Raw genomic sequence first — 26,003 nt, 5'->3', positions numbered from 1 at the left:
AGCCCATGTCGACGCGCAAGCCCATCAAGCGGATCCTGGACGAGATGGCCGGGGACAACCGGCTGCACCGCGTGCTGGGGCCTGTGTCGCTCTCGAGCCTCGGGGTGGGGGCCATCATCGGGACGGGCATCTTCGTGCTGACGGGTGTGGCGGCGCACGACAAGGCGGGTCCGGCGGTGATGCTGTCGTACGCCTTCGCGGGCGTGGCCTGTGTCTTCGCGGCGCTGTGCTACGCGGAGTTCGCGGCCATGGTGCCGGTGGCGGGGTCCGCCTACACGTACGCCTACGCCACGCTGGGCGAGCTGGCGGCGTGGATCATCGGCTGGGACCTGGTGCTGGAGTACGCGGTGGCGTCGGCCACGGTGGCGCACGGCTGGTCGCACTACTTCCAGAACCTGATTGGCATCTTTGGGGCGCAGCTGCCCCAGGTGTTTCGGACAGGGCCCTTCGATTACGACCCGACCACCGGGCAGCTGGCCGCGACGGGCTCGTGGCTGGACCTGCCCGCGGTGCTGGTGTCGGGCTTGGTCACGGTGGTGCTCGTGAAGGGCATCAAGGAGAGCGTGACGTTCAACAACGTCATGGTGGCGGTCAAGCTGGGCATCGTGCTGTTCGTCATCGCCGTGGGCGTGCAGCACATCGACACGTCCAACTGGACCCCCTTCGCGCCCTTCGGCTACTCGGGCGTCGCGGTGTTCGGGCACGTGTTCGGGCAGACCGGCGCGGGCGGCGAGCCGCTCGGCATGATGGCGGGCGCGGCCACCATCTTCTTCGCGTACATCGGCTTCGACTCGGTCTCCACGCACGCGGAGGAGGCCAAGAACCCGCAGCGTGACGTGCCCATCGGCATCATCGTCTCGCTGGTGCTGTGCACCCTGCTCTACATCGCGGTCTCGGCCGTCATCACGGGCATGGTCCCCTACGACCAGATCGACATCGACGCGCCCATCCCCGCGGCGTTCGCGGCCATCGGCATGCCCTGGGCGCAGCTGCTCATCGCGGCGGGCGCGCTGGCGGGCATCACCTCCGTGCTGCTGGTGCTCATGCTCAGCCAGCCGCGCGTGATGCTGGCCATGGCGCGCGACGGACTTGTGCCCAAGTCCTTCTTCTCGGCCGTGCACGAGAAGTTCCGCACACCGTGGAAGTCGTCCATCCTCACCGGCGCGTTCGTGGCGCTGCTGGCCGGCCTGCTGCCGCTGCGCGTGCTGGCCGAGCTGGTGAACATCGGCACGCTCTTCGCGTTCGTGGTGGTGTGCGTGGCCGTGCTGGTGCTGCGCCGCACGCACCCCGAGCTGCCGCGCCCCTTCCGCTGCCCGTGGGTGCCCGTGGTGCCGCTGCTGGGCGTGGGCATGTGCGTGTTCCTGATGCTCTCGCTGCCGGTGGAGAACTGGCTGCGCCTGGTGGGCTGGCTGGGGATCGGCCTGCTCATCTACTTCGGTTACAGCGCCAAGCACAGCGTGCTGCGCAACGAGCCCGACGAGGGTGGCGCATCGGGTGAGCCCTCAGAGCCTCAGTGACTTCCGACACACGAGTGTCGGGGTGGGTCCCGGTGCTCCACGACCCACGGCTTGCTGTGGGGCTGCTGATCGGACGGTCGTGGACTTGGCGACTTTGGTCGCTTTGGTCAGGTTGATGGTGATGGGGGCACCAGGCTGAAGCCTGGTGCCCCAGGCTGCATGGCTGTCTGAAAGTCCGCCCCACTTCGGGGGCGGACTACGGCGTGGTTGGCTTCGGTGTCGAGCTAGGTCGTTGCTCACCCCAGTCTGCACGTTCGAATGCACGCAGGCCGTGCGCAATCTCGGACGTGCCACCGCGTCTCCGGCCTTCCGCGGCTCTCGACCACCCAGTCCGCCCCCGTAGTGGGGCGGACTTGTAGGTAACGCTGCAGCTCCGGGGCACCAGGCTTCAGCCTGGTGCCCTCCATCACCATCAGCCACCAGCCTTACCATCAACCACCCCAGCTGCCTGGCCTTGGTGGCCTCCCGGTCAGCCGGCCTCGCTCGACACATCCCCTCGAGTCCAGAGTCGCCCAGTCAGCCAGCCCGACTCGAGACCGCCCCTTCACCCCGCCGCGTCCTGCCCTGCCCCAGCCTCCACGCGTCCCAGCAGCTCCTTGATGAGCACCTGGTCGTGCTCGCAGTCCACCAGGTTGCCGTTGTACTCGAGGATGTGGACGCCCGTGATGTACCAGGTGCCCACCACCAGCAGGATGACCTGGATGACCACGGCCAGCGCGATCCAGAAGCCCCAGAAGACGAAGGCGGGCACGGCCAGGATGACCAGCACGCTCAGCTTCGCGGCGTTGTTGCGGTCGCGCACGGCCGCGTCGCGCAGCTGCACCAGGCGCTGGCGCTCGAGCTCGACCACGCGGGCGCGCTCTTGCAGGGCCTCGCGGGTCTCGGGCATGGACTGACGAGGCGTCGTCATGAGGGGCTCTCCGTGTCGAGGTTGCGCTGCATCTGCTCGAGGGCCGAGACCGCCGCAGCCAGGGTGTGTTCGTCGATGCCACGCACGGCGCTGGCGCGCACGGCGCCTCCCAGGGGCAGCAGCTTGGCCTCCAGCCGGCGGCCCGCCGCGGTGAGGTGGATGCGCGGCGTGCGCCGGTCGGCCAGGTCCACGCGCCGCTCGACCCAGCCCTCACTCACCAGGCGCGAGATCATGCGGCTGAGCTGCCCCTTGTCCTTGAGCGCGAGCTCCCCCAGGCGCGCCTGCGGCAGGCCGTCCTCGGCCCAGAGCGCGCGCATCAGGCGCCACTCCTCCACGGTGATGCTGTAGCCGGCGGCGCGCAGCTTGGTGACCAACGAGCGCTGGAAGGCCTGCCCCACGCGCGCGCTGAGGTACCCCACAGTGCGCGTGAGATCCAGCTCGGGCCGCAGCTGCTCGCCGCGTGTGGGCGCCATCATCCGTGCCATGACCCGAGCGTGGGGCCAATGGTTGATGCTGTCAACCAACGCCATCGCCCACGTGGACCGCGCGCGGCTCCTCGTCACGCGGTAGGCCGGCGCGGTCTCTCGCGCCCCGCCGCGCCTGGGTTGACAAGCGCTGCCCGCGATGGCTGAACGCGTCGATGCGCACCGACGCTCCGCATCCCGCCGACCAGCACGACCTGATCCGCGTCGAGGGGGCGCGGGAGAACAACCTGCGCAACGTGAGCGTCGCCATCCCCAAGCGCCGCCTGACGGTGTTCACGGGGGTCTCCGGCTCGGGCAAGTCATCGCTCGTGTTCGGCACCATCGCGGCCGAGTCGCAGCGCATGATCAACGAGACCTACAGCGCGTTCGTGCAGGGCTTCATGCCCAGCCTCTCGCGCCCTGACGTCGACGTACTCTCGGGCCTGACCACCGCCATCCTCGTGGACCAAGAGCGCATGGGGAAGAACGCGCGCTCCACGGTCGGGACCGCCACCGACGCCGACGCGATGTTGCGCGTGCTGTTCAGTCGCATCGGCCAGCCATACGTGGGGTCGCCCAAGGCGTTCTCGTTCAACGTGCCCTCGGTCACGGGCGCAGGGGCCATCACCCTCGACAAGGGGGGTGGCAAGACCGAGCGGCGCTCGTTCACGGTGACGGGTGGGATGTGCCCGCGCTGCGAGGGGCTCGGCTTCGCGACCGACATCGACCTCGCGCAGCTCTTCGACGAGAGCAAGTCGCTCAACGAGGGCGCCATCACCATCCCCGGCTACACCGCCGATGGCTGGCACGTACGCATCTTCGCGCAGTCCGGCTTCCTCGACGGGGACAAGCCCATCCGCGACTACAGCACGCAGGAGCGGCAGGACTTCTTGTACAAGGAGCCCACCAAGGTGCGCGTGTCGAACGCGAACCTGACCTACGAGGGCCTGGTGCCGCGCGTGCAGAAGTCGTTCCTGTCCAAGGACAAGGAAGCGCTGCAGCCGCACATCCGCGCGTTCGTGGAGCGGGCCGTGACCTTCGACACCTGCCCCGCGTGCCAGGGGACCCGCCTCAACGAGGGCGCGCGCTCGGCAAAGGTGGCCGGCATCAACATCGCGGAGGCGTGCGCCATGCAGATCAGCGACCTCGCGGTGTGGGCCCGTGGCATCGAGGACGAACGCGTCGCGCCGCTGCTCACGGCGCTGCGACACACGCTCGACTCCTTTGTGGACATCGGCCTCGGCTACCTCAGCCTGGACCGTGGCAGCGGCACGCTCTCGGGCGGTGAGGCGCAGCGCACCAAGATGATCCGCCACCTGGGCTCGTCGCTGACCGACGTGACCTACGTGTTCGACGAGCCCACCATCGGGCTGCACCCGCACGACATCGAGCGCATGAACGCGCTGCTGCTGCAGCTGCGCGACAAGGGCAACACCGTGCTGGTGGTGGAGCACAAGCCCGAGGTCATCTCGCTGGCCGACCACGTGGTGGACCTCGGGCCTGGCGCTGGTGTGGCGGGGGGCGAGGTGGTCTTCAGCGGGTCGGTCGCGGGGCTGCGGGAGAGCGGCACGCTGACGGGGCGCCACCTGGGCGACCGCGCGTCCCTGAAGCCGACGGTGCGCACGCCCTCCGGGTGGCTCGAGGTGCGCGGCGCCAACGGTCACAACCTGAAAGACGTCAGCGTGGACATCCCGCTCGGCGTGTTGGTGGTGGTGACGGGGGTGGCGGGGTCGGGCAAGAGCACGCTGATCGAGGGCTCCGTCAGCGGACGCGAGGGGGTGGTCAGCATCGACCAGGGCGCCATCGGCGGCTCACGCCGCAGCAACCCGGCCACCTACACGGGGCTGCTCGACCCCATCCGCAAGGCGTTCGCGAAGGCCAACGGGGTGAAGCCCGCGCTGTTCAGCGCCAACTCCGAGGGAGCCTGCCCGACGTGCAACGGCGCCGGGGTCATCTACACGGACCTGGGCATGATGGCGGGCGTGTCGAGTGTCTGTGAGGACTGCGAGGGCCGCCGTTTCGAGGCGTCCGTGCTGTCGCACCGCCTGGGCGAGCTGAGCATCGCGGACGTGCTGGACCTTTCGGTCGACGACGCGCGGGTGTTCTTCGGGAGCAAGGCCACGCGCGTCCCGCAGGCCCTCTCCATCCTGCGCCGACTCCAGGAGGTGGGCCTCGGGTACCTGCGCCTCGGTCAGCCGCTGCCCACGCTGTCGGGCGGCGAACGGCAGCGACTCAAGCTGGCGACGCACATGGGCGCCGAGGGGGGCGTGTACGTGCTCGACGAGCCCACCGTCGGGCTGCACCTGGCGGACATCGCCGTGCTGCTGCGTATGCTCGACACGCTGGTGGACAGCGGCAAGTCGGTGATCGTCATCGAGCATCACCTGGCGGTCATGGCGCACGCGGACTGGATCGTGGACCTGGGTCCAGGGGCGGGGCACGACGGTGGGCGCGTGGTGTTCGAGGGGCCGCCCGCCGACCTGGTGGCGGGCGCGGAGACCCTGACGGGACAGCACCTGGCGGGGTTCGTGGGCGCGCGGGGCTGAGCCTCGGGTGTGAGGCCGTGCGGAGCCGTGTCGAATTCGTGACGGGTCCCGGTCGCCCGCCGCAAGAGGGGCATGGGTACACACTCGCTCCTCTGCGCCCCACGCGCTCCGCGCTCGCTGTCGGCTCTCCGTTCGCAGCCCGCTGAACATGGTCCGTTCGCTCACACATCGGTGCCGGGCCGCCCGCGCGTCGCACGTCAGTCGATGCTGAGTGCGCTGGGAGCGCTGGGCGCCCTTCTGCTGTGCGCGTCCTTTGCGCCCCGGGCCCGCGCACAAGAGGTCCCGCCCGTGCCCGACGCCCTGCGCCTGCGCGCCGCGAACGGGGTGCGCACCGTCGCGCCCGCCGCGCCGGGCTTCTGCAGACCCGGCTTCGAGCCCCTCGAGGCGCGTGAGGCGCGTGAGAACAAGCTGCGCGACGTGCTCAACCTGCGCCGGCTGGCGGAGGGTGGCAGCACCAACTTCAAGCCCGCGCACGACCTGGGCGACCTCACCTTCGCGGCGCGCTTCGCGTGCTCGTTCCCCCGCGACGCGCACCAGCAGGCGTGGCTGGCCGCCTACCGGCAGCTGCTCGTGAACGAGACCGACATGCCCGACACCGCGCTCGACGCGCTGCTGGGCTACGCGCTGACCGCGAGCGACCGCCGGGCCGAGCTGCGCTGCGCCGGCTACGCGCAGGACACCACCATGCCAGCGCCTGAGCGCGCGGCCCGCAGCGCGGTGGGCATGTTCGTGTGTGGCAACCGCGGCGTGCAGGCGGACGAGATGCTCTACTGGCTGGACCGCGCCGAGGCGCTCCCCGACGAGCTGCTGCGCGCTGCGCTGGTGTGGAACGTGGCGTCCTGGGACCGCGCGCCCTACGCCCGGCCGCTCGGCAGCGCGGGCATCGCCCCCGACGACCTGCTGCGCGACCAAGAGCTCGCCGGCTGGGTGCAGGTGCGGCACGACGCCCTCGCGCTCGATCCGCGCGCCTTCGAGCAGGCGCTCTCCGCGTCCCGCCTGGACGAGACCGAGCGGGTGTTCGCGCGCGTGCAGTTCTTCCGCACCAAGCGCCTGGCGCAGCTGCACGACACGGCCTTCCGCGCGCTCGGGGCGCGCGTGCCCGAGCTGCTCCCGATGGTCACCACGCTGGGCGAAGCGGCCTTCACCGAGTGGACCCGCGCGCACGCCGAGAACCGCGCCGCCATGGAGCAGGCCTTCGAGTTCGAGCTGCGTCTGGCTCAAGGCGGCCCCGGGGCCGTGCGCGGGTGCGCCCCGGAGCTGCGCCGCGCGTGGCACGACTACCTCGAGGGGCAGCGCCCGGCGAGCCCAGAAGACGTGGAGGCCTCGGTGGACACGCCCGCGGGCTCGGTGCTGGCCGCCGCCTACTACCGCTGTGAGCTGGAGGCCGGCGAGCGCGCTCACGCCGTGGCGTTGGCCCAGCTGCTGCAGCCCGCGCAGACCCAGCGCGGTCCGCGGGTGGCCGCGCTGAACGCCGTGCGCCGCGCGGCCGCCGTGGCCGTGCGCGACAACCCGCGCTTCCCGTACACGGCGCGCGGGCTGCGCCCCTTCGCGCTCATGCGCGACGGCGTGAGCTGGGTGCGTGACGTGGGCGACTACAGCTCGTCCGTGGTGGAGGGCGTGGTGGCGACGCTGACCCCGCGCGGCGAGGACGTGCGCGTGACCTTCCGTACGCAGCGGGTCGAGGTGCCCGTGCTGCAGTGCACCGAGACCAACCGCATCCACCGCATCCTCCCGGACGGCACCATCCAGTACCGCCGCAACTGCGTGCAGACGGGCACGCGGCTGGTGGACGTGACCCCCCCGGCCGGGCTCGTGCACCGCGACTTCGCGGCCGGCATCGCGGTGGGCCATGCCCTGCGCGCCTACCAAGGGAGCTCCAACGAGGACGTGCGCACCGTGCCGCTGGTCGCCTACGCGGACGGGGGCGCGACGCGCCCAGCGGCCTACCTGGGAGTGACGCTGCGCTGAACGACGGTCGCTCGGCTCGTCGCGAACCCCGCGCGGGCCTCGACGCGGTGCGCACCTGGCGATAGGCGCCGACGGTGGGCCCCGTGTGCCGCCCGATGCAGAACGAGTGACGAGGGGGCCCGTCGAGCCACACCCACCCAGCGTGACGCGCTCCGTTCTCGGACCCTCTCTCGCCCGTTCCCCGTGACCCACGCCCAAGCTCGCTCGCGCTCCCGCGCGCGACGCCGCGCGCCCCCTCGCGCCTGTCGGCCTCGAGGCGCTCTATCGCTCGGAGCGCGGCTACCTGCTGGCGCAGCTGCGCCGCTGGGGTGTGCCCCCGGACGACGCGGAGGACTGCCTGCACGATGTGCTGCTGCGCGTGCACAGCCTGGCCTCGCGCTTCGACCCGAGCCGACCCGTCCGCCCGTGGGTCACCGGCATCGCGCGGCGTGTGGCGCTGGAGCGCAAGCGCGCGCGCCGGGGTGTGCCCCTCGATGATGCGACCGAGCCCCGGGTGCACACCGATCCGTCGCACGCGGCAGACGTGAGCCGCGCGCTGCTCCGGCTCCGGCGCGTGTCGCAAGAGCTGGACGCGGAGCGCCGCCGCGTGTGGCTGGCGCACGACCTCGAGGACGTGCCCGCGCCCGAGCTGGCGCGCGCGCTGCGTGTCCCGGTGAACACCGTGTACTCCCGGCTGCGCCTCGCGCGGCGCGACGTCCGAGCGGCGCTCGAGCGGGTGGACGCGGAGGCTCGCCACGCGGGCCGCCGGCGCGTCCTCGCGAGCTGAGACCGTGGGCGCCCGAGCCTCCCTCTGGGCTTGCGGCCGGGCGGCCTCACGCCATACGGTCGCGCGCATGCGACGGGCGCTTTGTCTGGTGGGCTGCTGCGGTGTGGCGCTCACGCTCGTGCTCACGCGCGTGGCGGGGGCACAGCCCACGGGCACCGGGGATCCCGCCACTCCGCCGGCCGGGCACGACGCACCCGACCCCGCGCGGCCGCGCCCGTCGCTGGTCGTCCAGGTCACTCCTCGCTGCCCCGCGGCGAGTGGCGCCGAGGCGCGCTTCGCACCCGTCCTCGCCGCGACCGAACGTGAGCGCGGCGAGGTGCGCGTGTCGATCGTCCCGCACCCAGACGGCTTCGCGCTGCACTTCCTGGCGTCGTTGCCCGAGGGCGAGACCGCGCGCGAGCTGACCGACCCGGACTGCGCCGCGCTGCTGAGCGCGAGCGTGCTCTTGGCCGCCATCGCGTTGGACGTCCCCTTCGAGCAGGTGGAGCAGGCCGTGCTCGACGCCGCCGGGGACCCGCCACCGGACGTGGGCGCGGGTGACCCGGAGACGTCGCCCGAGGTGCCATCCGAACGCGACCCTGCCTCCGATCCCGACGTGGCCGGAGACCCCAACGAGGGCCCGCTCGCGGGAGACCCTGCACCTCCCGCGCTCCGCTTCTACGCGTTCACAGCGCTCGGGCTTGCCACGCCCCTGCTCCCCGCGCTGCGCCCGGACGGCGCGTTGGGCCTCGCGCTCTTCCACCCTCGGCCGCGCGCTTCGCTCGGGGTTGTGGCGGCGTTCCGTTGGACCGGACCTGCGGCCAGCACGGCGCCCGTGTCGGGCGTGCGCGTGGACGGGCGCGCGTTGGGCGCGGAGCTGGGCGTGTGCGCCGAGAAGGGGCGTGCGGCGTGGGCGCTCTCCGGCTGCGGTGGCGGGCGCGTGTGGCGGGTGCGCGGGCAAGGGCGCGGCTCGGACATGGACCGCGTCGACCACGCCGCAGACGTCGCGCTGTGGGCGGGGCTCGGCGTCACCCTGCAGCTCCACCCGCGCGTGGGGCTGCGCGCCTCGGTCGGCGGCGCGGTCCACCTGCTGCGCGCCCGGCTCAACATCATGGGGCTGGGTGCGCTGCACACCGCTCCTCAGTTCCAAGCGGAAGGCAGCCTGGCCGTGTGGGTGCGCCTCGGTGCCATGGGCCCCTCCGCACCCGAATCACTCGTGGGAGATGGGGGATGAGCGCCCCTCACCGCGCGCCTTCGCCACCCTTGATATCAAGAGACAGTAGTCATACTATTGTTTCTCATGCGTCCCCCCTCCATCCCCCACGTCAGCTCACGCCGTGTTTGCCCGCGGGTGCTGGTCGCCATGCTGCTCCTCACGCCGCTGGGCGGCTGCGCCGACGCGGGGCCCGTGCCGGACGCGTCCGTGTCGGCGGACGGGAGCACGTCCGACGCGACGGTTCGGGATGACGCCGCGACCGACGCCGCCGCCAACGACGGCGGCCCACCCGCAGACCAGGGTGTCGACCGCTACGCGTGGTGGGAGCAGGAGCGCGCGCGCCGGCAGGCCGCCCTCGATACCTACCTGAGCGACAACGAGGCCGCGCTGCGCACCATGCTCTACGCGCCCCTCGGCGGCTTCGGCGTGCCGCGACGCGCGGTGGACCGCTTCTCCGAGGTCATGCCCGACATCTGGGGCCCACCCGAGGAGAAGTTCGCGGCCGTGGGCCTCGGGCCGGACCTGTACGACCCCAGCAACCCGCTTCCGCTCGGCATCGCCCCCTTCCGCTCCGCCGGGGTGGACTACGCGGTCATCGCGTGTGGCACGTGCCACGTGGGCCGCGTGGTGGGCCCCGACGGAGTGGACCGCCTGCTGTTCGGCGCCCCCAACACACGCATGAACGCCATCTTCAACGCGTTCGAGCAGAGCGCCGAAGACCCGCGCTGGAACGACCTCGGCGCGGGCATCCCGGGGGCCACGGTGCGCACGGCGCTCCAGCTGCGTCGGCAGGTGGAGGAGCGCGTCCTGCTGGACTTCACGTTCAGCACCGCGCGCAACGCGAACGCGCCCGACCCGTTCGCTCTGGACCGGCCCGGCTACTTCGACTCGTTCGCGGTCATCTTCGCCATGCAGACGCTACCCGAGGCGCTGCTCCCGGGGACGGACGCCACGCTCGACGCCATCATGCCGCCCAACCCGGCCGAGGCCGACGTGATGAGCATCTGGCTCCAGCGCGACCGCCCCGCGGCCGAGTGGGACGGCAGCATGCCGCACGCCATCTACCGCAACCTCGCGGCCTCGGTGGGCGCCGTGGGCTTCGGCTTCGCGGTCAACTTCGAGCCCTCCGCCGTGGTGGCCGAGTTCTCGCGCGACCTGCCGCCTCCGCCGTACCCGTTCCCCGTCGACGGCGTGCGCGCGGCTCGCGGGGCTGCGCTGTTCCAGGGGCACTGCGCCAGCTGCCACTACCCGGGCGCGAACACCGTGTACCCGCCGGCCGTGACCGGCACCGACCCGAACCGCGCGCACGCCATCACCACGGCGGGCCGCACGCGTCTCTTGCAGGCGCTGCGCTCGGCCTGCACGGACAGCACGCTGTGCGCGGCCACCGACGCGGAGATCCTCGTGCCCGTGTCGGACCCCAACCGCCTCGGCTACCTGGCGCTGCCGCTCCAAGGTCTGTGGGCGCGCGCGCCCTACCTGCACAACGGGTCGGTGCCCACGCTGCGCCACCTGCTCGTACCATCGTCGCGCCCCACCTCGTTCATGCGCGGCGCCACGCACTACAACACGAGCGACGTCGGCTTCGAGTGGCAGCCCTCGCGCGTGAACGACCCATACGCGCACGCTTACGACACGACCCGCACCGGCCGCTCCAACGGCGGGCACGACACGCTCATGTTCCTCGGCCGTGACTGGGGCAGCGACCCCGAGGCCCTGGCCGACCTGCTGGAGTTCCTGAAGACGCTCTGAGCGCTGTTCGCGCGGCCGCTATCCGCGTGGGTAGAGCTGCCCCAGCGAGGCGACGGCCTCCCGCGGGATGGCGGGACGGAGCGGCGCGCGGTGGGTGTCCGCCGTCACGACACCCAGACGTGTGGCCTCGCCGACGAGCCGAGACGCGGTGCGACCGCTGGCACCCGTCGTGCCCAGCGCCTCCGCGCGAGAGAGCTCGCCGCTGCGCCACACGGCCCCGATGACAGCCACGGTGCGTGCGTCGGCGCCCTGGTCCCGTGCCCAGCGCTCGATGTTGTCTGGGCACGCGCGTGCCACGTGCTGCATCGCGCGCACCTCTGCCGTGCAGCGGTCGAGGGCCCAACGCAGCCACGCCTCTAGGCCCTGCTGCGAGAGGTTGCCGCGGCCGTCCAAGTCTCCGGCGCGCGTGCGCGACGCCGCCGCGAGCGCCTGCATGTAGCCGTCGCGGTCCTTGAGCATGGCGGCCGACGCGGACCACAAGCCGCCGCCGCGCACCCCGATGGACTCCAGCGTCAGCTCGGTGTGCAGCCGCGCGACGCGCCCGTTGCCGTCGAGGAACGGGTGGATGAACAGCAGTCGGTGGTGGCTGGCGAGCGCGTCCAGCACCCGCCCCGGGCGGTCCGTGGCCATGCGATAGGCCTGTGCCCAGGTGCGCAGCTGCTCCGTGACGGCCTCGGGGGGAGGCGCGACGTGCTGCCCGACGCTCACGACCAGGTGACGCAGCTCTCCCGGCACGAGCGCGTGGGCCACGCCGTCGCGCGTGGTGTAGGTCCGCAGCGGCGCGGGGATGCGCGCCGTGTACTCACGGTGAATCGCGGCGGGCCGATCACTCGCGTACAGCCAAGCGAGCAGCTCGGCGCTGTCGGGCCCCGCGTCACGCGGCACCGCCGCGCGCAGCAGCGACATCGTCTCGAGCCCTGCCAACGCCTCCTGCTGCTTGTCGCGTCGCACCGGGTCCGCCGCGAACTCGCCGCGCGCCACGGCCTCGATCTCGGCGATGGTGGTGTCGTGCCCTTCGATGCGCCCCGACGAGTACACGCGCACGCGGTCGACGACTTCAGCGAGAGCGTGGGCCGCCGCAGGCACCAACGGGGCGCCGAGCGCCGCCGCCTCCTCGCGCAGCACCGCCGCCGCGTCCGCAAGAGCGGCACGCCGAGGCCCCGCGTAGCGCGCTGGCTGGATGGCGGCGGGTGAGCCGGAGGCGGGCAATGATTGGCGAGTTCCCATGGCGCGTTCGGTATCGCGTAAGTGTACATAATGATGTCACTGTGTCGCGTCGTCGACAAGCTATTGGCGAATTCTTTGGCGCGTTCTTTGGCGTGTTCGCACCGTCCGTCGCTACGGCGCGCTGCTCCACGCCGCAGCGCTGCTGTTCGGCGACCCACCCGCGTGCACCACAGCGCTCGCGCCGGTGGAGTCGATCGCCGTCGCAGCGGTCCACTCGCCGCTGCTCTCCGCTTCCGTGCCCAGCGCCGTGGAGGGCGCCGCCGCGCCACCCGACCAGCGCGCGTAGTCGCACAGCTGGAAGCCGCCGGGGCCGGCCATGACCATCAGCGCGAGCTCCCCGGAGGAGTTCACGAGGTCCTGGGTGAGCTCCACGGAGAGCCCCGCCGCGCCGATGCTGCCCGTCGTCACCTCGCAGCTGGCCATGTCGGGTGCCGTGCAGACGCCCACGGCCAGCGGCAGCTCGGCCACCGCGCTCGACGTGTTGCGCAGCGAGACGGTGTCGCCGTCGAAGTCGATGCCGGCGAGCGCCTCGCGCAGCGCGTCGTCGTGCACGCACAGCATGGTCTGGTCGTCACAGTAGTCGTACGTGCACGGGTCCGCGTCGCGGCAGTCCCCGCAGTGCGGGCAGTAGCCCCAGTCGCTCGCCGCGTCGTTCCCTGCCGTGGGCGCTCCGCCACCCCACACGTCCAGCCAGCAGATGCCGGGCGTGGGCGGCGCGGCGGGCGCGGTCGAGGTGTCCACCACGCCGCCGTCCCACTCTCCCTGGCTCGCCGCGGCCAGCCCCAGCGCCGTCGCGGGCGCCGACATGCTGTCGCTCCAGCGGACGTAGTCGCACACCTCGCTGCCGTCGCTCGCGGTGGACAGTGCCAGCTCGCCGCCGCTCAGCTCGGGCAGCGTGCTCAGCGCGAAGCTCAGAGGCAGGTCGATGGTGCCCTCGGTAGGGAAGTTCACCGGGCCCGGCGCAGCCACACACGTTCCGGGTCCCGTGCACAGGTAGAGCCCGCTCTGAACCGTCACGCTCGGGGCGTTGCCGCGCACGCTGAGGATGGTGTCCGTGCTGCGGAACTGCAGCGCCACCAGCATGTCGCGCATGGAGGTCGAGACGCACCCGAGCGCGCGGTCGCAGTGCGTGATGGTGCAGGCCATGCCGTCGTCCGCGCACACCACCGGCGTGCGGCTGCACGACCCGTCCACGTTGCACACGTCCGTGGTGCACGCGTTCCCGTCGTCGCAGTCGCTGGCCGTGGCGCACCCCAGGCACGTCTCCCCGCCCTCGTCGCAGATGGGCGTGGTCCCGCCGCAGGTGGCGCCGTTCATGGGGAAGCAGGTGCCAGCCAGGCACGAGGCTCCCGGCGCGGTGCAGAACACGCCGTCGTCGCAGGGGGTGCCGTTCGACGCGTCGGTCCAGCCGCACTCGCCCGTGCCCGTGTTGCAGCTGTCCGTGGTGCATGGGTTGCCGTCGTCGCAGTCGCCCGCGCTCGTGCAGCCCCGGCACACACCGCTCATGCACGTGGTGCCCATCGGACATGGACCGTGCTCGCACGAGCCGCCGCGGCACACGTCCGTGGTGCACGCGTCGCCATCGTGGCAGTCGCTGCCGAGGTGGCAGTCCAGGCACACGTCACGCCCCTCGTCGCAGCCGTTCACAGCGTCCGCGCAGGCCACCTCCAGCGCGGGCTCGCAGCTGCCAGCCACGCAGCGCTCGGCCCCATTGCAGAACGCGCCGTCGACGCAGTGGGCCGCGTCGGTGCAGGCCACGCAGGCGTTGGTCGCGGTGTCGCAGTAGGGCAGCGACCCCCCCGTGCACGGGTCGACCCCGTCCGAGGTGCACACGCCCGCGACGCAGCTCTCGGCGCCGTTGCACAGGTCTCCGTCGTCGTCGCAGGGGTTCGTGTCGTTGGCCGTGTGGGTACACGCGCCGTCGTTCCCGCACGCGTCGTCGGTGCACGGATTCTCGTCGTCGCAGTCGCTCGCCTCGCGGCACGCCACGCACATGTCCAGCGCGTCGTCGCACACGGGCGTCGTCGCGGACGAAGCGCACGGGTCGCCCGACGTGACGCACGCGTTGTTCACGCACGACGGTGCGCCGTTGCAGAACAGCTCGTCCACCGGGCAGTCGCTGTCGCCCACGCACGCGACGCACGCGCCGAGGGACTCGCTGCAGATCAGGGTGTCCCCCCCGCAGGGGCTCGCCGTGCCGCCACGACAGCTCCCCGCAAAGCAGGTGTCCCCGTCGGTGCAGTAGAGCCCGTCGTCGCAGGCCCCTCCATCGGCAGCCGCGCTGTAGGCGCACTCGCCCGCGTCGCTGCACGTGTCACGCGTGCACGGGTCGTCGTCGTCGCAGTCGGCGGCCTGCACGCACTCGGGCGCCATGCCCCCGTTGCCGCACCCCGACACCCACGGGAGCAGCGCGAGGGCCATGAGCCACACCGCGCGCCACCACCCGACCACCGACCCATCCATCCGCACCATGCCACCCATGCGCCACGCTCCTTCGACGAGACAGCGCCTCATCGAGGAGGCAGTGTCGGCCGCGAGGGTTTCGATCACCGAGTCTCGCACGGCGCGAGGCTCCAGCGGGTGAGTGTGTGTGCGCCGCCAGGATCGTCAGGGAAACTCGCCCACGCCTCCGCATGATCCCCCTGCGCTCCGACGCTGGTTCATGATACCCCGTCGCATGCGCATCCCTCGGCAGCTCCTCGGTCTCTCGGTGTGCTCGGTGCTCGGTGGCTTGCTCCTCGGCGGTCTGCCCGGCTGTGGCGAAGGCGACTCGGGTGTCCCCGTCACGCGCGGCGCACCCGACATCGCGACCGACGAGGCGCCTGTCGCGGGCTTCCAGTTCCTCGAGACGCAGTACACCGTCCCCGGCACGGGCGCGGTCCGCACGCTGCGGCTCAACGTCTGGTACGCCACCTCGGACGAGACGGGCATGCTCACGCGCTTCAACGCGGTGTCTCGAGACGAGAACTCGTTCTTGGACGCCACGGTGCGCGTGCCGAGCGGGCGGGCCCCGCTGCTGGTCTACTCGCACGGAGACGGCGCGTGGGGCGGTGCCAACCACTCCCTCTCGCGGCAGGCGGTGCGCAACGGCTGGATCGTCGTGGCGCCCGACCACCAGGGCCTCACGCTGATGGACCCGACCGATCCGCGCCCCTTCGACTCCCCCGTGGTCCGCGCCTACGACCTGCAGGCGACCATCGACTTCATGGCGAACCTCCCCACGGACCACCCGCTGGCCGGCCATGTCGAGACCGAGCGCGTGCTGGTCGCCGGGCACAGCCTGGGCGGGGAGACGGCGTGGATCATGGGCGGCCCGGACTTCGACCTCGAGACCATCGAAGCGCGCTGCGCGCCCGACTGCGTGCAGGCCGAGCTGGACGCGTTCGCCATGTACGAACCGGACCCGCGCGTCGTGGGCGTGGTCTCCCTCGACGGGGGGCTCTCCACCGGCCTGGTCGCGGACGAGGGGTTCGCCGCCATGACGGCGCCGGTCTTCTGGCTCTCGCAGCCCGACGTCGCCAGCAACGCGGAGCTGTTTGCACGCTCCGCCGGCGCCGACGTCACGTGGGTGCAGCTGGCCGGCGGCTGCCACAACTCGTTCACCGGCATCCTCGGCTGCAGCACGCTGCCGCTCGACACCAGCCTGGCCATCACGGCCACGTACACGCTGGCGTTCGGCATCCACACGGTGCTGCGCTCCGACGACCCGGCCGTGCTCGCCATCCTCGACGGAACCACGGAGGTGGACCCGGTGGTCACGCTCATGCACCACGCGCCTTGAGGCGCCTCGCGATGCGAGGGCCGCGCCGCTTGAGTTCGGCGGGTGCGCCCCCTAGAGTCCGCCGCAACTCACCGAGAGGAGGCCACCGTGCTCGCGTGTCCGAAGTGTCGAACGGAGATCCCCGCGTCCGATGTGAACATCGAAGCCCTCGTGGGGAAGTGCGCCGGGTGCAACCACGTGTTCCGCATCGACCCGAGCACCCTCGACGTGGCGGGCGCCGTTGCGCCACCCAGCCCGGCGCGCCCGACCAGCATCACGCTCACGCGCGAAGAGCCCAGCGCCCTCTTCCAAGACACGTACCGGGAGGCGACCACGCGCGCTCCGAGCGCGTTCACGCTGACCCGACGCTGGTTCCAGCCCCACCACGTGTTCCTGCTGTTCTTCTGCATCGCGTGGGACTCGTTCCTCGTGTTCTGGTACAGCAGCGCCTTCGGCTCGGACGCGTCATGGCTGATGGTGGTCTTCCCGGTGGCGCACGTGGCGGTCGGTGTCGGGCTCACCTACTCCGTGCTCGCGGGCTTCCTGAACCGCACCACGTTGACCCTCACCGCCGACACCCTGAGCGTTCGGCACGGCCCCGTCCCTTGGCGCGGGAACGCACGCTTTGCGCGCAGCGACCTCCGCGGCGCGGAGCTGTCCGAGCAGCCTCGCGACCGCTCGAGCGAGGCCACCGGCTCGGGCTCTCACGCCGTGTCGGTCCGCCTCGCGGACGAGAGCCTCGTCAAGTTGATGGGCGGGCTCACCGACCAAGAGGCGCGCTTCGTCCAGTGGACCGTGACGGACGCGCTCCGGCCCTGAAGACCGGCTGTCCATCGGCAGCGCCACACGATCCTGTGTCCGCGAGGACCATCGTGCGAGACTCGGCGCATGGGCGTCATGCCGGACTACGATCCCCTCGCGGACGCGACCCTGTCCTGGGCGGTCGCGCGCGTCACGGCCTGCGAGCCCAGCCACCCCACGTGGGGTGCTCCCGGCCGTGTCACGTTCAGCATCGAACGGACGATCCGTGGGACCCTCCCGGCCGTCGTCGAGGTCTGCTTCGACGCACCGCGAGAGGCGCAGCAGGAGCGCTTCTACGCCTCGCGCGATGCGACGCCCGAGCAGGCGGCGCGCAACCTGGCCGCGCTCGCCGAGCGCACCATCCCCGTGCCAGCCACTGGGGCGCGTGTGATCGTCTGGTTCAAGGTCGTGACGCCGCCACCCAGCATGGCGAGCGCCGCGCCAGGTGCTGCCCCCAACTCCTCCGCGCAACAAGCGGGGTGCTTCAGCATCCCCACATCGCGCATGCTGGGCACTTCCGATCCCCTCGTCCATCAGCGGTGGATCGACCACACAGACGCCGTGGAGCAGACCGTGCGCAGGCGGCTGGGGGTCTGACGCAGTTCCAGTCCGCCGGGGCCAGCCGGTGCGTCAAGGCCAGGGGTACTTGCGCAGGTAGTAGCGCAGCTGGTGGTACGCCAGGCCGAGCGTGCGCGCGGCCTCCGCGCCGTTGCCTCCCGCTCCGGCCATCGCCTCGTGCACCATGCGTCGCTCCAGCTCCTCGACCCGCACCCGGAAGGTGCTCGTCGGGCGCGTGCTCCGGGCGCCCAGGTCGCCGATGTCCTCGGCCGTCAGCGCGTCGGTCGTGTCGCGGTACACCGCCCGCTCGATGATGGTGCGCAGCTCGCGCACGTTCCCGGGGAAGTCGTGGTGCCGCAGCACCTCGAGCGCGTCCTCCGTGAGCACCTTGCCGTGGAACGCGGGTACTTCGCGCATGAAGCGCTCGAAGAAGTGCGCCGCCAGCAGCTCCACGTCGCCCGGCCGCTGGCGCAGCGGCGGGACGTCGATCACCTCGAACGCCAGGCGGTCGTAGAGGTCGGGGAGGAACGTGCCCTCGCGAATGCGCGCGCGCAGGTCGGCGTTGGTGGCCGCGACCACGCGCACGTCCACGCGCCTCTCGGCCTGCCCACCCACACGCAGGAAGGTCCCGTACTCCACCGTGCGCAGGATCTTGCGCTGGAAGGGCAGCGACATGTGCCCGATCTCGTCCAGGAAGAGAGTGCCGTGGTGCGCCAGCTCGAACTTGCCGACGCTCGCCTTGTGCGCGCCCGTGAAGGAGCCGCGCTCGTGCCCGAACAGCTCGGCTTCGAGCAGCTCGTCGCTGAAGCAGGCGCAGTTCACCGCCACGAAGGGCCCCGGCCGACTCGACGCGTCGTGCAGCGCCTTGGCGACCAGCTCCTTGCCGGTGCCCCGCTCGCCCAGCACCAGCACGGGGCGCGGCACCGGCGCCACCTTCGCGATGCGCGTGACCATCTGCCGCACGGGCTCGGACGCCCCCACGATCGCGAAGCGCTGCTCGCGCTCCGTCTTCAGCGCGCGGTTCTCGAGCAGCGTGCGCACCAGCGGCCGCATCTTGGTCACCAGGGTCGCGACGCGCTCGTCGAGGTGGGCCCCGCGCACCAGCAGGTCGGTCGCCCCCGCGGCGATCAGCTCGGCGGCGATCGCGACGGAGCCCGACGCGGCCGTCACGACCACCGGGAGGCGCGCGTCACGCTCCCGCACGGCGCGCAGCAGCTCGAGGCCCGGCAGCGCCCCGTCTCCCGTCGCCGCGTCGAACAGCACCATGTCGATGCCGCGCAGGTCCTCGTCCTCGAACGTGGTTCCTGGGTGGTAGCGCACGCTCAGCTCGCCGTCGCCGACCCGCAGCAGCGCCTCGACCAGCGCCTCGAGCGTCGGGGGAGCGGCGTCCAACACGAGCACCTGGCTGGGCATGGTGAGACTTTGTCTCATGACGTGAGGATTTCCACCACGCGCGCGCCGCCCGCCTCGCCGAGAAACCCGCGTGATCTCGCCTGGCACGCTCCTTCCATAGGGCGGCGGGCATGGACCCCCGCGCCTACGACGTGCTGACCCAAGCGCTGCAAGCCACCACCGTGGGCCTCGCGCTGGTCACCGTCGTGAGCGTCCTCGTCGTCTTGGCCCGCTCCGTCACGCGCACCCCGCCGCGCGCCGGGTCACGTCGCGGGAGCATCGCCCTGGTGGTGGTGCCCATCCCAGCCGGTGGCGTGGGGGCCGTCCGCGTCCCGGGCCCGCATGGCGTGGGCCTGGTGCCCGCGCGTGGACACGACGGGGAGGCCGTGCCGCAGGGCGCGCATGTGTTGATCGTCGACCTCCGACACCGCGTCGCCGAGGTCTGCGCCTATCCAGAAAGTGAGCGTGTGCCGTGATCGTACCCAGTCTCTTCGTCCTCCTCGTCGGCCTCGTGGTGGGAGCGCTGCTGGTGAGCCGCTGCTACCGGCGCGTCGGCCCGAACGAGGTGCTCATCATCTCCGGTCGTCGCTCGTCCTACACGCACGCGGCCACCGGCGCCCACGTTGACCACCAGTTCCAGGTGCTGCACGGCGGCGGCACCTTCGTCGTGCCCTTCAAGGAGAAGGTGGACGTCATGTCGGTCGAGCTGATGACGCTCGACATCCGCACCCCCGAGTTCTTCACCAAGTTCGGCGTGCCCATCGTCGTCGACGGCGTGGCCCAGATCAAAGTGCTGAGCGACGACCCGCTCTCCACGGCGCTCGCCGCCGAGATGTTCCTCGGCAAGTCCCGCAGCGAGATGAACGACATCGCGCACCAGATGATGCAGGGGCACCTGCGCGCGGTGATCAGCACGCTGCCCTTCGAGGAGATCCACGCGAACCCCGAGTCGTTCGCGCAGACCGTGCAGCGCCTGACCAGCGCCGACCTCGCGAACATGGGCATCGGCGTGGTGAGCTTCACCATCCGCGAGGTGCGCGACCCCTCGGGCTTCCTGCTGGAGCTGGGCAAGCCGCAGCTGGCCGAGGTGCAGAAGGTGGCGCAGCTGGGCCAGGCGCGCGCGCGGCGTGACGCGCTCATCGGCACCGCAGAAGCCGAGCAGCTCTCGTCCGTGCGGCAGAGCGAGGCGCAGCGCACGGCGCGGTTGGCCGCGATCGAGACCGAGCGCGCGCTCTCCGAAGCGGAGGCCGGCCGCGACCGCGACCAGCACGCCCGCAGCGCGTCGGTGGCGCGCGCCAAGGCCGAGGCGGACCTGGCCTACGAGCTGGAGAACGTGCGTGGCCGCGAGGCGCTCATCGCCGCGGAGCGGACGCTCGAGCTGGCGCAGGCCGAGAAGCGCATCGCGCTGGAGGAGATGGAGGTCCGGCGCATCGAGACCGAGCTGCTGCACGCCGTGCAGAAGCCCGCCGAGGCCGACCGCCGCCGCGCGTCCCTGCTCGCCGAGTCCAGCCGCATCGCGCGCACCGCAGACGCGGAAGCAGAGGCCGAGGCCATCTTGCTGCGCGCGCGCGCCGAAGCGGAGGCGCTGCGCATCCATGGGGAAGCGGAGGCCGACGGCTTGCGCCGCAAAGGCCTCGCCGAGGCGGCCGGCATCGAGGCGCAGCTGCTGGCCGAGGCGCGCGGCATGGCCGCCAAGGCCGACGCGTGGAAGCAGTATGGCGACGCCGCGCTCAGCCAGCTCCTGATCGACAAGCTTCCGCAGATCGCCGAGGCCGTGGCGGCGCCCCTCGCGTCCATCGACCGCGTGGTGGTCATGGATGGAGGCGCGGAGCACGGCTCGGGCGTGGCTCGATTCAACCGCAGCCTGACCGAGGTGCTGAGCCAAGTGCCCGACGTGGTCGAGGCCGTCACCGGGCTCGACGCGCGCGCCTGGCTCGCCCCCGCCCGGGCGCTCGCGGGCGGCCTGTTGGCGAAGGCCCCCGCCGCGCCGGCCGTGACCGCGGGGCCGTCGCCAGAGCTCGCTGCGGGCTCGGCACGCGCTATGGACGTGGAACCCTCGGAGTTCCCCGACAGCCGGAACGAGGGGCCGCCTGCGGGTGAAGAGGCGCTCCCCGAGACGAGCCCGACGGCCGAGGAGCTAGTCGAGGTCGTAGACGAACGAGCCTAGGTAATACCCGCCGCCGTGGTGCCCGCCCGGGACCGGCCCCGGAGCCGCGGGGTAGCTGCATTTGTAGACGAGGAAGGGCACCATGGGCCCCGTGACGCCGAGCTCGCGCGCGACGCGGGCGGCGGCCGCTCCGAAGCGGGTGCGCGCCAGGGTGTCTTCCAGGGCGGGCTGTGACGCGCCGGTCTCGGAGTGGTCGCTGTCGTAGTAGAGCGGGCGGCCTTCGCGTGTGACGGGGCCGTCCGTGTTCAGCCACACGGACACCAGGTGGGGGTGCCAGAGCAGGTCGTCGTAAGGCTCTCTGCGGGGTAGGGCCGAGAGCGCGGTGGCGGCGTCCCGCTCTGTCTCTGCATCGGGGCTCGGGTACCGCCGGAGCGCACCGTCCAGCGTCGCGATCGTGACCCGTCCATCGGTCGTGACCACCGCGTGCAGGCCGCGCTCGAACGGGTCGAACGCGACCGGGACCAGCGTGGCGTCGCGACGCTCGTAGAGCAGCACGCCGCCGCCGTACTGGCGGTTGGTGTGGTGGTGCGCGCACGTGACCACGTAGCGGCCGGTCGGGTCGCACCCGATGTCGATCAGGTCCGCACCTGCGCCGGCCACCGACGCGAGGACCGCATGCCCGGGTCCCGCGTCGCGCACCGCCAGCTGCCAGTCGTGGTCGTGGGTGAACAGGGTGCCATCCGACGCGAGCGCAAAGGGTGTGGTCATGTGGTCCCGCGCGGGCAGGACCAGGCGCTCCTCCACCGTTCCGTCGGCCACGCTCACGCGCGTCAGCACCAGGTCCTCCCCCGACAGCCACACGCTCGCGCCATCCGCGATGACACGCGCGCGCGTCATCGTGCCCAGCTTGGACCTCCACGTCGGAGGCCCATCGTGGCCGGACTTCCACAGCGCGAGCTGAGGCCCGAACGCCACGAGCGCCTCGCAGCCCGGCCCCACCCACAGCTCCTGCGGAGGACCCTCGAGAGTGGCCTGCACCTGCGCGTCCTCGCCCGATGGTCCGCACCCCACGAGCCGCGATCCGTCGGCCACCAAGAGGCGCCCCTCCCCCGCGAACGCCGCCGCGCATGGCTCGTCGAACGGTAGGCGTGTCTCTTCCACGCCGTGCACCCACAGGCTGCGGTCCGACCCGCGCCAGTCGGCGTGCCGCACGAGCACGTGGTCGCCACGCACGGCGAGGCTCGCGACGCTCACCGCCGCACCCTTTTCGTTCGTCGGCGCCGCCACCACCCTCGAAGTCCAGGACATGCGGCGACTCTACACGACGGCGCGCGCCACGTGGCCGATCACCACCGCTCGTAGCGGGCCGGGTCACGCACCTCGTAGAGCACGTTGTGCTTCCAGGCGAGTGAGCCCTCGCGCACCTCCGCGAGCGTGCGCGGCGCGCGCGTGAACTGGAACACCTCGTCGGTGACGGCGCCGCGGTAGTGGTGTTGTAGCAGTCCGACGTGGCGCACCTCGTCGAGCGCGAGTGCCGCCGCGAGGAAGCTCACCCAGGCATCGTATGTTGGCTCGTCAACCGCCCGCCCACGTTCGCGGGGCCTGCCGGGCTCCTTGGAACGTCGCCACTTGTCGATCTTGCTCTCGCTCCAGCCCTTGGCCCGCAGCCCGGCGATCTGCGAATCCAGTCGCTTCTCAGCGCGCGGACCTCGCAAGCTGGAGCCACAGTCACAGTGCGCGCGCGTGGCGCGGTAGTAGCGCTCGCTCGGCGTCAGCAGGGCGCTCACGTGGGCGTTGTGCAGCGGCGCGAACGCGAGGCCGTGCTCCTGGACCAACGCGCGGAAGCGCGGCGTGTCCGCCGAGGCCGGCAGCGTGGCCGTGATGAAGGTGCACATGGGCCCGAACTATACCGCTCCCGATTGTCATCGCTGGCCACGTCGCGCATCGTGTGCGCCATGAGCGCGAAAGGCGGCGACGACTGGGCGCGGTGGTTCGTGCCGGGCGTCTACACGATGACGCTGCTGGAGATCGCGGCGGACCGCGGTCATCGCGCGGCGGACCTCTTGGCGCGCGCCGGGCTCGCCATGCAGCCGCGCGAGATCCTGGAGTCCGGTGTCACGCTCGAGGAGCAGCGTCGGCTGGTGGCCGTGGTGCGGGAGGTCGTCGACGACCCCGCGCTCGGCGTGGAGTTTGGCTGGCGTTTGCCGCCCACCGCGCTGGGGAGCGTCGGCTACGCCATCCTGTCCAGCGCCAGCGGGCGCGACGCGCTCGACATCGTGCGCCGCTTCTGGCCACTGGTGGGGCGCGCGCTGGCCATCTCCATCCACGAGGACGACGACACCACGTTCGCGGAGCTCGTCGCGAGCATCCCCATGAGCGAGGACCAGCGGCGCATGACCACCGAGGTGGCGCTGGTGACGCTCACGCGCGGCGTGCTCGCGCTGGTGCCCGAGGCCGAGGGCCAGACCGAGGTCTGGTTCGACTACGCGGAGCCCCGCCACGCGGCCCGCGTCCGCGAGCGGCTCGGCCTGGTGCGCTACGACATGCCCAGCACCTGCTTCCGCGCGCCCACGGCCCTGCTGGACCGGCCGCTCGCCATGTCGAACCCGGCGGGCCTGCGCGCCGCCGTTACGTGGTGCGAGCGCGAAGCCGAGGAGCGCGGCCTCACCGAGCAGCGCACCGCCATCCGCGTGCAGGCCGAGCTGCGCCTCGGGCGCGAGGGCTACCCGTCTCTGGACGACGTGGCCAAGCGCCTGCGCACCAGCCCGCGCACGCTGCGCCGCCAGCTGGAGCGCGAGGGCACGCGCTTCTCCACGCTGCTCGAAGACGCCCGCCGCCGCGACGCGCTGCGCCTGCTGGACAACCCCGCGCTGTCCGCCGCGCGCGTGGCGGCGATGCTGGGCTACGAAGACCCCGCGAACTTCACGCGCGCGTTCCGGCGCTGGACGGGGCGGACGCCCACACGCTACCGGCAGGAGCGCAGCGCCGACCGCTGACTCAGGCCAGCGCGCCCAGGAAGCGCGCCTTGGCGGCTTCCACCTGCGCGCTGTTGTCGTGCTGCGACGGATGGAAGTCGGCGCGGTAGTACGCCAGGTACTGCGGGAGCAGCCGACGCAGCAGCCCGGGCCGCGCCCACAGCACGTCGAGCCCCTTGGCGATGGCGCGCACGTTCGTGAGGTGGCCCGAGGTGCGCAGCAGCATCGCGGTACGCACCAGGTTCACGAGGATGAACACCACCGTCACGTGGCGCATCGTCCTGAGCCTCAGCGCCTCGTCGTCGACCACCTGCTTGTACACGTCGAACGCGACCGCGCGGTGCTCGATCTCCTCGATCGCGTGCCAGCACCACATGGTGGCGGCCTCGGGGCTCATGGTGGCGAGCACCTCGGGGTTCTCGATGAAGGCGCCCGCGAGGATGGCCGTGAAGTGCTCGAGCGCGGCCGTGCGCGCCAGGTTCGCCTCCGGCGACGACACCTTCTGCAGACGCTTGGTGCGGCGCTCCACCCACGCCTCCATCGCCTTGGCCGGGTAGCCTCGTCGCTCCAGCATCTCGTTGAACGCCAGGTGCTCCTTGGTGTGGTTCGCCTCCTGGCCCGTGAAGGCGCGGATCTCGGCTCGCAGCGTCGGGTCTTCGATTTGCGGGAGGAAGTGCCGCACGCTGGCGATGAAGTAGCGCTCACCCGCCGGGAACGAGACCGACATGGCCGAGAGCAGCGCGGTCAGGAACGGGTTCTCGTCGAACCAGAACTCGGGCATCTCGTCCGGGAAGTCGAGGTCCATGCGGCGGACCTTGATCTCGGGGCGAGCGTGGGTGGGCGTGGGGACGGCGCGCAGCGTGTCGGTGGTCATGGAGGCAACGTAGGGCGCCGGGGAATGACTCGTGAGGGGAGCGCCGGACAGATTGCTTGTCATTTGTGGTCACGTCGGGGCACGCGACGACCGCGCGACGCGTCCCATGACGTCGCGCCAGGCGGTCACCAACGCTTCCTCAGCGCGCGGGCGGCTCGTAGCGCTCGTGGCGCGTCAGGCCTCCGATCACACGCAGCCCCGTGCGCAGCGTCACGTGGTGCAGCCGCGGTGGCACCAGCTCGAAGGTGCCGGCGATGACGCGGCAGGTGCGCTCGAACTGCCGCCTGTCCGCGCGCGTGAACGGCACCCCGAAGCGCTCGCGCACGCTCACGGGCAGGCAGCCGATGACCACGGCGCGGCCCGCGCTGCGCGTCAGCGGGTCCTTGAAGTTCGCGTGGATCAAAGGCGGGCGCCACTCCCCGGCCAGCGCCATGTCCAGCACGCGCTGCGCGGCCGGGGTCAGCTCGAGGGTCTCTCGGCAGACGCGGTCGAACTTCGCGGTGAACGCGTCGTAGGTGGGCGGCACGGGGCGCATGCTCATCCCGTAGCGGCCGTACCAGGCCACGGTCTCGGCGTAGAGCGCGTCGTGGTCCAGCCCGCGCAGCCCCTCACGGTAGAACAGGCGCCGCGCCTCGAACATCTCCCACGTGAACGTGGCGTGCGCCCACCAGAAGGTCTCTGGGTCCAGCGCGCGGAAGCCGCGCCCGCGCTCGTCCTGCCCCTCGATGCCGCGGTGCACGTCACGCACCCGGCGCGCGCGGGAGGCGCCGTCGGGGGTGAGCACGGTAGCCCAGATCTGCGGGATGGAGCGGTAGACACGCCCGAACGGGTCGGCGAAGAAGTCCGACTGCGCGGCCACCGCGGCCCCCAGCGGCGGGTACATCAGCTGCAGCAGCCCAGCGCTACCGCCCGGGAACAGGGAGCGCGCGTCGTGCATGATGCGCTCCAGCATGGGCAGGCGCAGGGGCGGCGACGTGGTCTCGGCGAGGGCTGGGTTCACGGGGCCTCCTCAGATGGGGGGGCGGGGACAGGGGCACCACGAGTATGCCATGACCGCTCGGTCACTGGACAGCTCGGTGCGGCCCGAGGCCAGCCCGGCGTGCTCCGGGGCCAGCCAGGCACGCCCATGGCGCCAATCTCACTCGGTGATGCAGAAAGACTGACGAGCCCTGGCCACGACGCACACGGAAG

At 72.0% G+C, this 26,003-nt stretch carries 21 protein-coding genes; 12 read left to right on the top strand and 9 right to left on the bottom strand.

Annotated features, from left to right (window positions below; translation table 11 throughout):
- The first annotated feature begins 5 nt into the window (after positions 1-5).
- Positions 6-1,517, top strand: a complete 1,512-nt coding sequence (locus H6726_18270; GenBank protein ID MCB9659598.1) for an amino acid permease — start codon at positions 6-8, stop codon at positions 1,515-1,517.
- Positions 1,518-2,061: 544 nt separating this feature from the next.
- Here H6726_18270 and H6726_18265 read toward each other — a convergent pair.
- Both H6726_18265 and H6726_18260 read right to left on the bottom strand, forming a co-directional pair.
- On the bottom strand, positions 2,062-2,427 hold the full coding sequence (locus H6726_18265) for a hypothetical protein (protein MCB9659597.1): 366 nt from the start codon (positions 2,425-2,427) through the stop codon (positions 2,062-2,064).
- Positions 2,424-2,912, bottom strand: a complete 489-nt coding sequence (locus H6726_18260) for a winged helix-turn-helix transcriptional regulator (protein MCB9659596.1) — start codon at positions 2,910-2,912, stop codon at positions 2,424-2,426. The genes H6726_18265 and H6726_18260 overlap by 4 nt, the downstream gene beginning before the upstream one ends.
- Positions 2,913-3,067: 155 nt before the next feature.
- Between H6726_18260 and H6726_18255 the strand changes: the two genes are divergently transcribed.
- The 5 genes from H6726_18255 to H6726_18235 all read left to right on the top strand — a co-directional run bounded on the left by H6726_18255 (position 3,068) and on the right by H6726_18235 (position 11,118).
- On the top strand, positions 3,068-5,437 hold the full coding sequence (locus H6726_18255) for an excinuclease ABC subunit UvrA (protein ID MCB9659595.1): 2,370 nt from the start codon (positions 3,068-3,070) through the stop codon (positions 5,435-5,437).
- A gap of 288 nt (positions 5,438-5,725) precedes the next feature.
- Positions 5,726-7,405, top strand: coding sequence for a hypothetical protein (locus H6726_18250; GenBank protein MCB9659594.1), 1,680 nt, complete (start codon positions 5,726-5,728; stop codon positions 7,403-7,405).
- A gap of 283 nt (positions 7,406-7,688) precedes the next feature.
- The gene (locus tag H6726_18245; GenBank protein ID MCB9659593.1) at positions 7,689-8,171 is read left to right on the top strand and encodes an RNA polymerase sigma factor; all 483 of its coding nucleotides are present in this window, start codon (positions 7,689-7,691) and stop codon (positions 8,169-8,171) included.
- A gap of 67 nt (positions 8,172-8,238) precedes the next feature.
- Entirely contained in the window at positions 8,239-9,384 is a 1,146-nt protein-coding gene (locus tag H6726_18240; GenBank protein ID MCB9659592.1) for a hypothetical protein, read from the top strand.
- A gap of 66 nt (positions 9,385-9,450) precedes the next feature.
- The gene (locus tag H6726_18235; GenBank protein ID MCB9659591.1) at positions 9,451-11,118 is read left to right on the top strand and encodes a c-type cytochrome; all 1,668 of its coding nucleotides are present in this window, start codon (positions 9,451-9,453) and stop codon (positions 11,116-11,118) included.
- A gap of 18 nt (positions 11,119-11,136) precedes the next feature.
- On the opposite strand, the gene H6726_18230 is transcribed toward H6726_18235, so the two are convergent.
- Positions 11,137-12,345, bottom strand: a complete 1,209-nt coding sequence (locus H6726_18230) for a Fic family protein (GenBank protein MCB9659590.1) — start codon at positions 12,343-12,345, stop codon at positions 11,137-11,139.
- A 111-nt stretch (positions 12,346-12,456) separates the two neighbouring features.
- A complete protein-coding gene (locus H6726_18225) occupies positions 12,457-14,826 on the bottom strand; it encodes a hypothetical protein (GenBank protein MCB9659589.1) in 2,370 nt (789 codons plus the stop codon).
- A gap of 196 nt (positions 14,827-15,022) precedes the next feature.
- On the opposite strand from H6726_18225, the gene H6726_18220 reads away from it, so the two are divergent.
- From H6726_18220 to H6726_18210, 3 genes are all read left to right on the top strand, one after another.
- A complete protein-coding gene (locus H6726_18220; protein MCB9659588.1) occupies positions 15,023-16,126 on the top strand; it encodes a hypothetical protein in 1,104 nt (367 codons plus the stop codon).
- Positions 16,127-16,213: 87 nt separating this feature from the next.
- Positions 16,214-16,924, top strand: a complete 711-nt coding sequence (locus H6726_18215; GenBank protein MCB9659587.1) for a hypothetical protein — start codon at positions 16,214-16,216, stop codon at positions 16,922-16,924.
- A gap of 69 nt (positions 16,925-16,993) precedes the next feature.
- Positions 16,994-17,503 (top strand): hypothetical protein, encoded by a 510-nt coding sequence (locus H6726_18210; protein MCB9659586.1) that lies wholly within the window; start codon positions 16,994-16,996, stop codon positions 17,501-17,503.
- A gap of 33 nt (positions 17,504-17,536) precedes the next feature.
- On the opposite strand, the gene H6726_18205 is transcribed toward H6726_18210, so the two are convergent.
- Positions 17,537-18,895: a sigma-54-dependent Fis family transcriptional regulator gene (locus H6726_18205; protein MCB9659585.1), complete on the bottom strand. Its 1,359-nt coding sequence runs from the start codon at positions 18,893-18,895 to the stop codon at positions 17,537-17,539.
- Positions 18,896-18,987: 92 nt separating this feature from the next.
- On the opposite strand from H6726_18205, the gene H6726_18200 reads away from it, so the two are divergent.
- Both H6726_18200 and H6726_18195 read left to right on the top strand, forming a co-directional pair.
- Positions 18,988-19,332 (top strand): hypothetical protein, encoded by a 345-nt coding sequence (locus H6726_18200; GenBank protein ID MCB9659584.1) that lies wholly within the window; start codon positions 18,988-18,990, stop codon positions 19,330-19,332.
- Positions 19,329-21,023 carry a hypothetical protein gene (locus tag H6726_18195; GenBank protein ID MCB9659583.1) on the top strand — a complete coding sequence of 565 codons (1,695 nt, stop codon included), beginning with the start codon at positions 19,329-19,331 and terminating at the stop codon, positions 21,021-21,023. Before H6726_18200 ends, H6726_18195 begins: the two co-directional genes overlap by 4 nt.
- On the opposite strand, the gene H6726_18190 is transcribed toward H6726_18195, so the two are convergent.
- Both H6726_18190 and H6726_18185 read right to left on the bottom strand, forming a co-directional pair.
- Positions 20,994-22,271 (bottom strand): hypothetical protein, encoded by a 1,278-nt coding sequence (locus H6726_18190; protein ID MCB9659582.1) that lies wholly within the window; start codon positions 22,269-22,271, stop codon positions 20,994-20,996. The genes H6726_18195 and H6726_18190 overlap by 30 nt on opposite strands.
- Positions 22,272-22,309: 38 nt before the next feature.
- Complete coding sequence (locus H6726_18185) at positions 22,310-22,858, bottom strand: hypothetical protein (protein ID MCB9659581.1); 549 nt, start codon at positions 22,856-22,858, stop codon at positions 22,310-22,312.
- Between the two features lie 60 nt (positions 22,859-22,918).
- Here H6726_18185 and H6726_18180 point away from each other — a divergent pair, with 60 nt between their 5' ends.
- The gene (locus H6726_18180) at positions 22,919-23,959 is read left to right on the top strand and encodes an AraC family transcriptional regulator ligand-binding domain-containing protein (GenBank protein ID MCB9659580.1); all 1,041 of its coding nucleotides are present in this window, start codon (positions 22,919-22,921) and stop codon (positions 23,957-23,959) included.
- Position 23,960: 1 nt separating this feature from the next.
- Here the strand turns inward: H6726_18180 and H6726_18175 are convergent, their stop codons facing one another.
- Both H6726_18175 and H6726_18170 read right to left on the bottom strand, forming a co-directional pair.
- Complete coding sequence (locus H6726_18175) at positions 23,961-24,812, bottom strand: metal-dependent hydrolase (GenBank protein ID MCB9659579.1); 852 nt, start codon at positions 24,810-24,812, stop codon at positions 23,961-23,963.
- A 139-nt stretch (positions 24,813-24,951) separates the two neighbouring features.
- Positions 24,952-25,749 carry a DUF2236 domain-containing protein gene (locus H6726_18170; GenBank protein ID MCB9659578.1) on the bottom strand — a complete coding sequence of 266 codons (798 nt, stop codon included), beginning with the start codon at positions 25,747-25,749 and terminating at the stop codon, positions 24,952-24,954.
- Between the last annotated feature and the right edge of the window lie 254 nt (positions 25,750-26,003).

Source organism: Sandaracinaceae bacterium (assembly GCA_020633055.1).
Lineage (GTDB): Bacteria > Myxococcota_A > Polyangia > Polyangiales > Houyiibacteriaceae > JADJJE01.
This window is presented reverse-complemented; position numbering and strand designations above follow the sequence as displayed.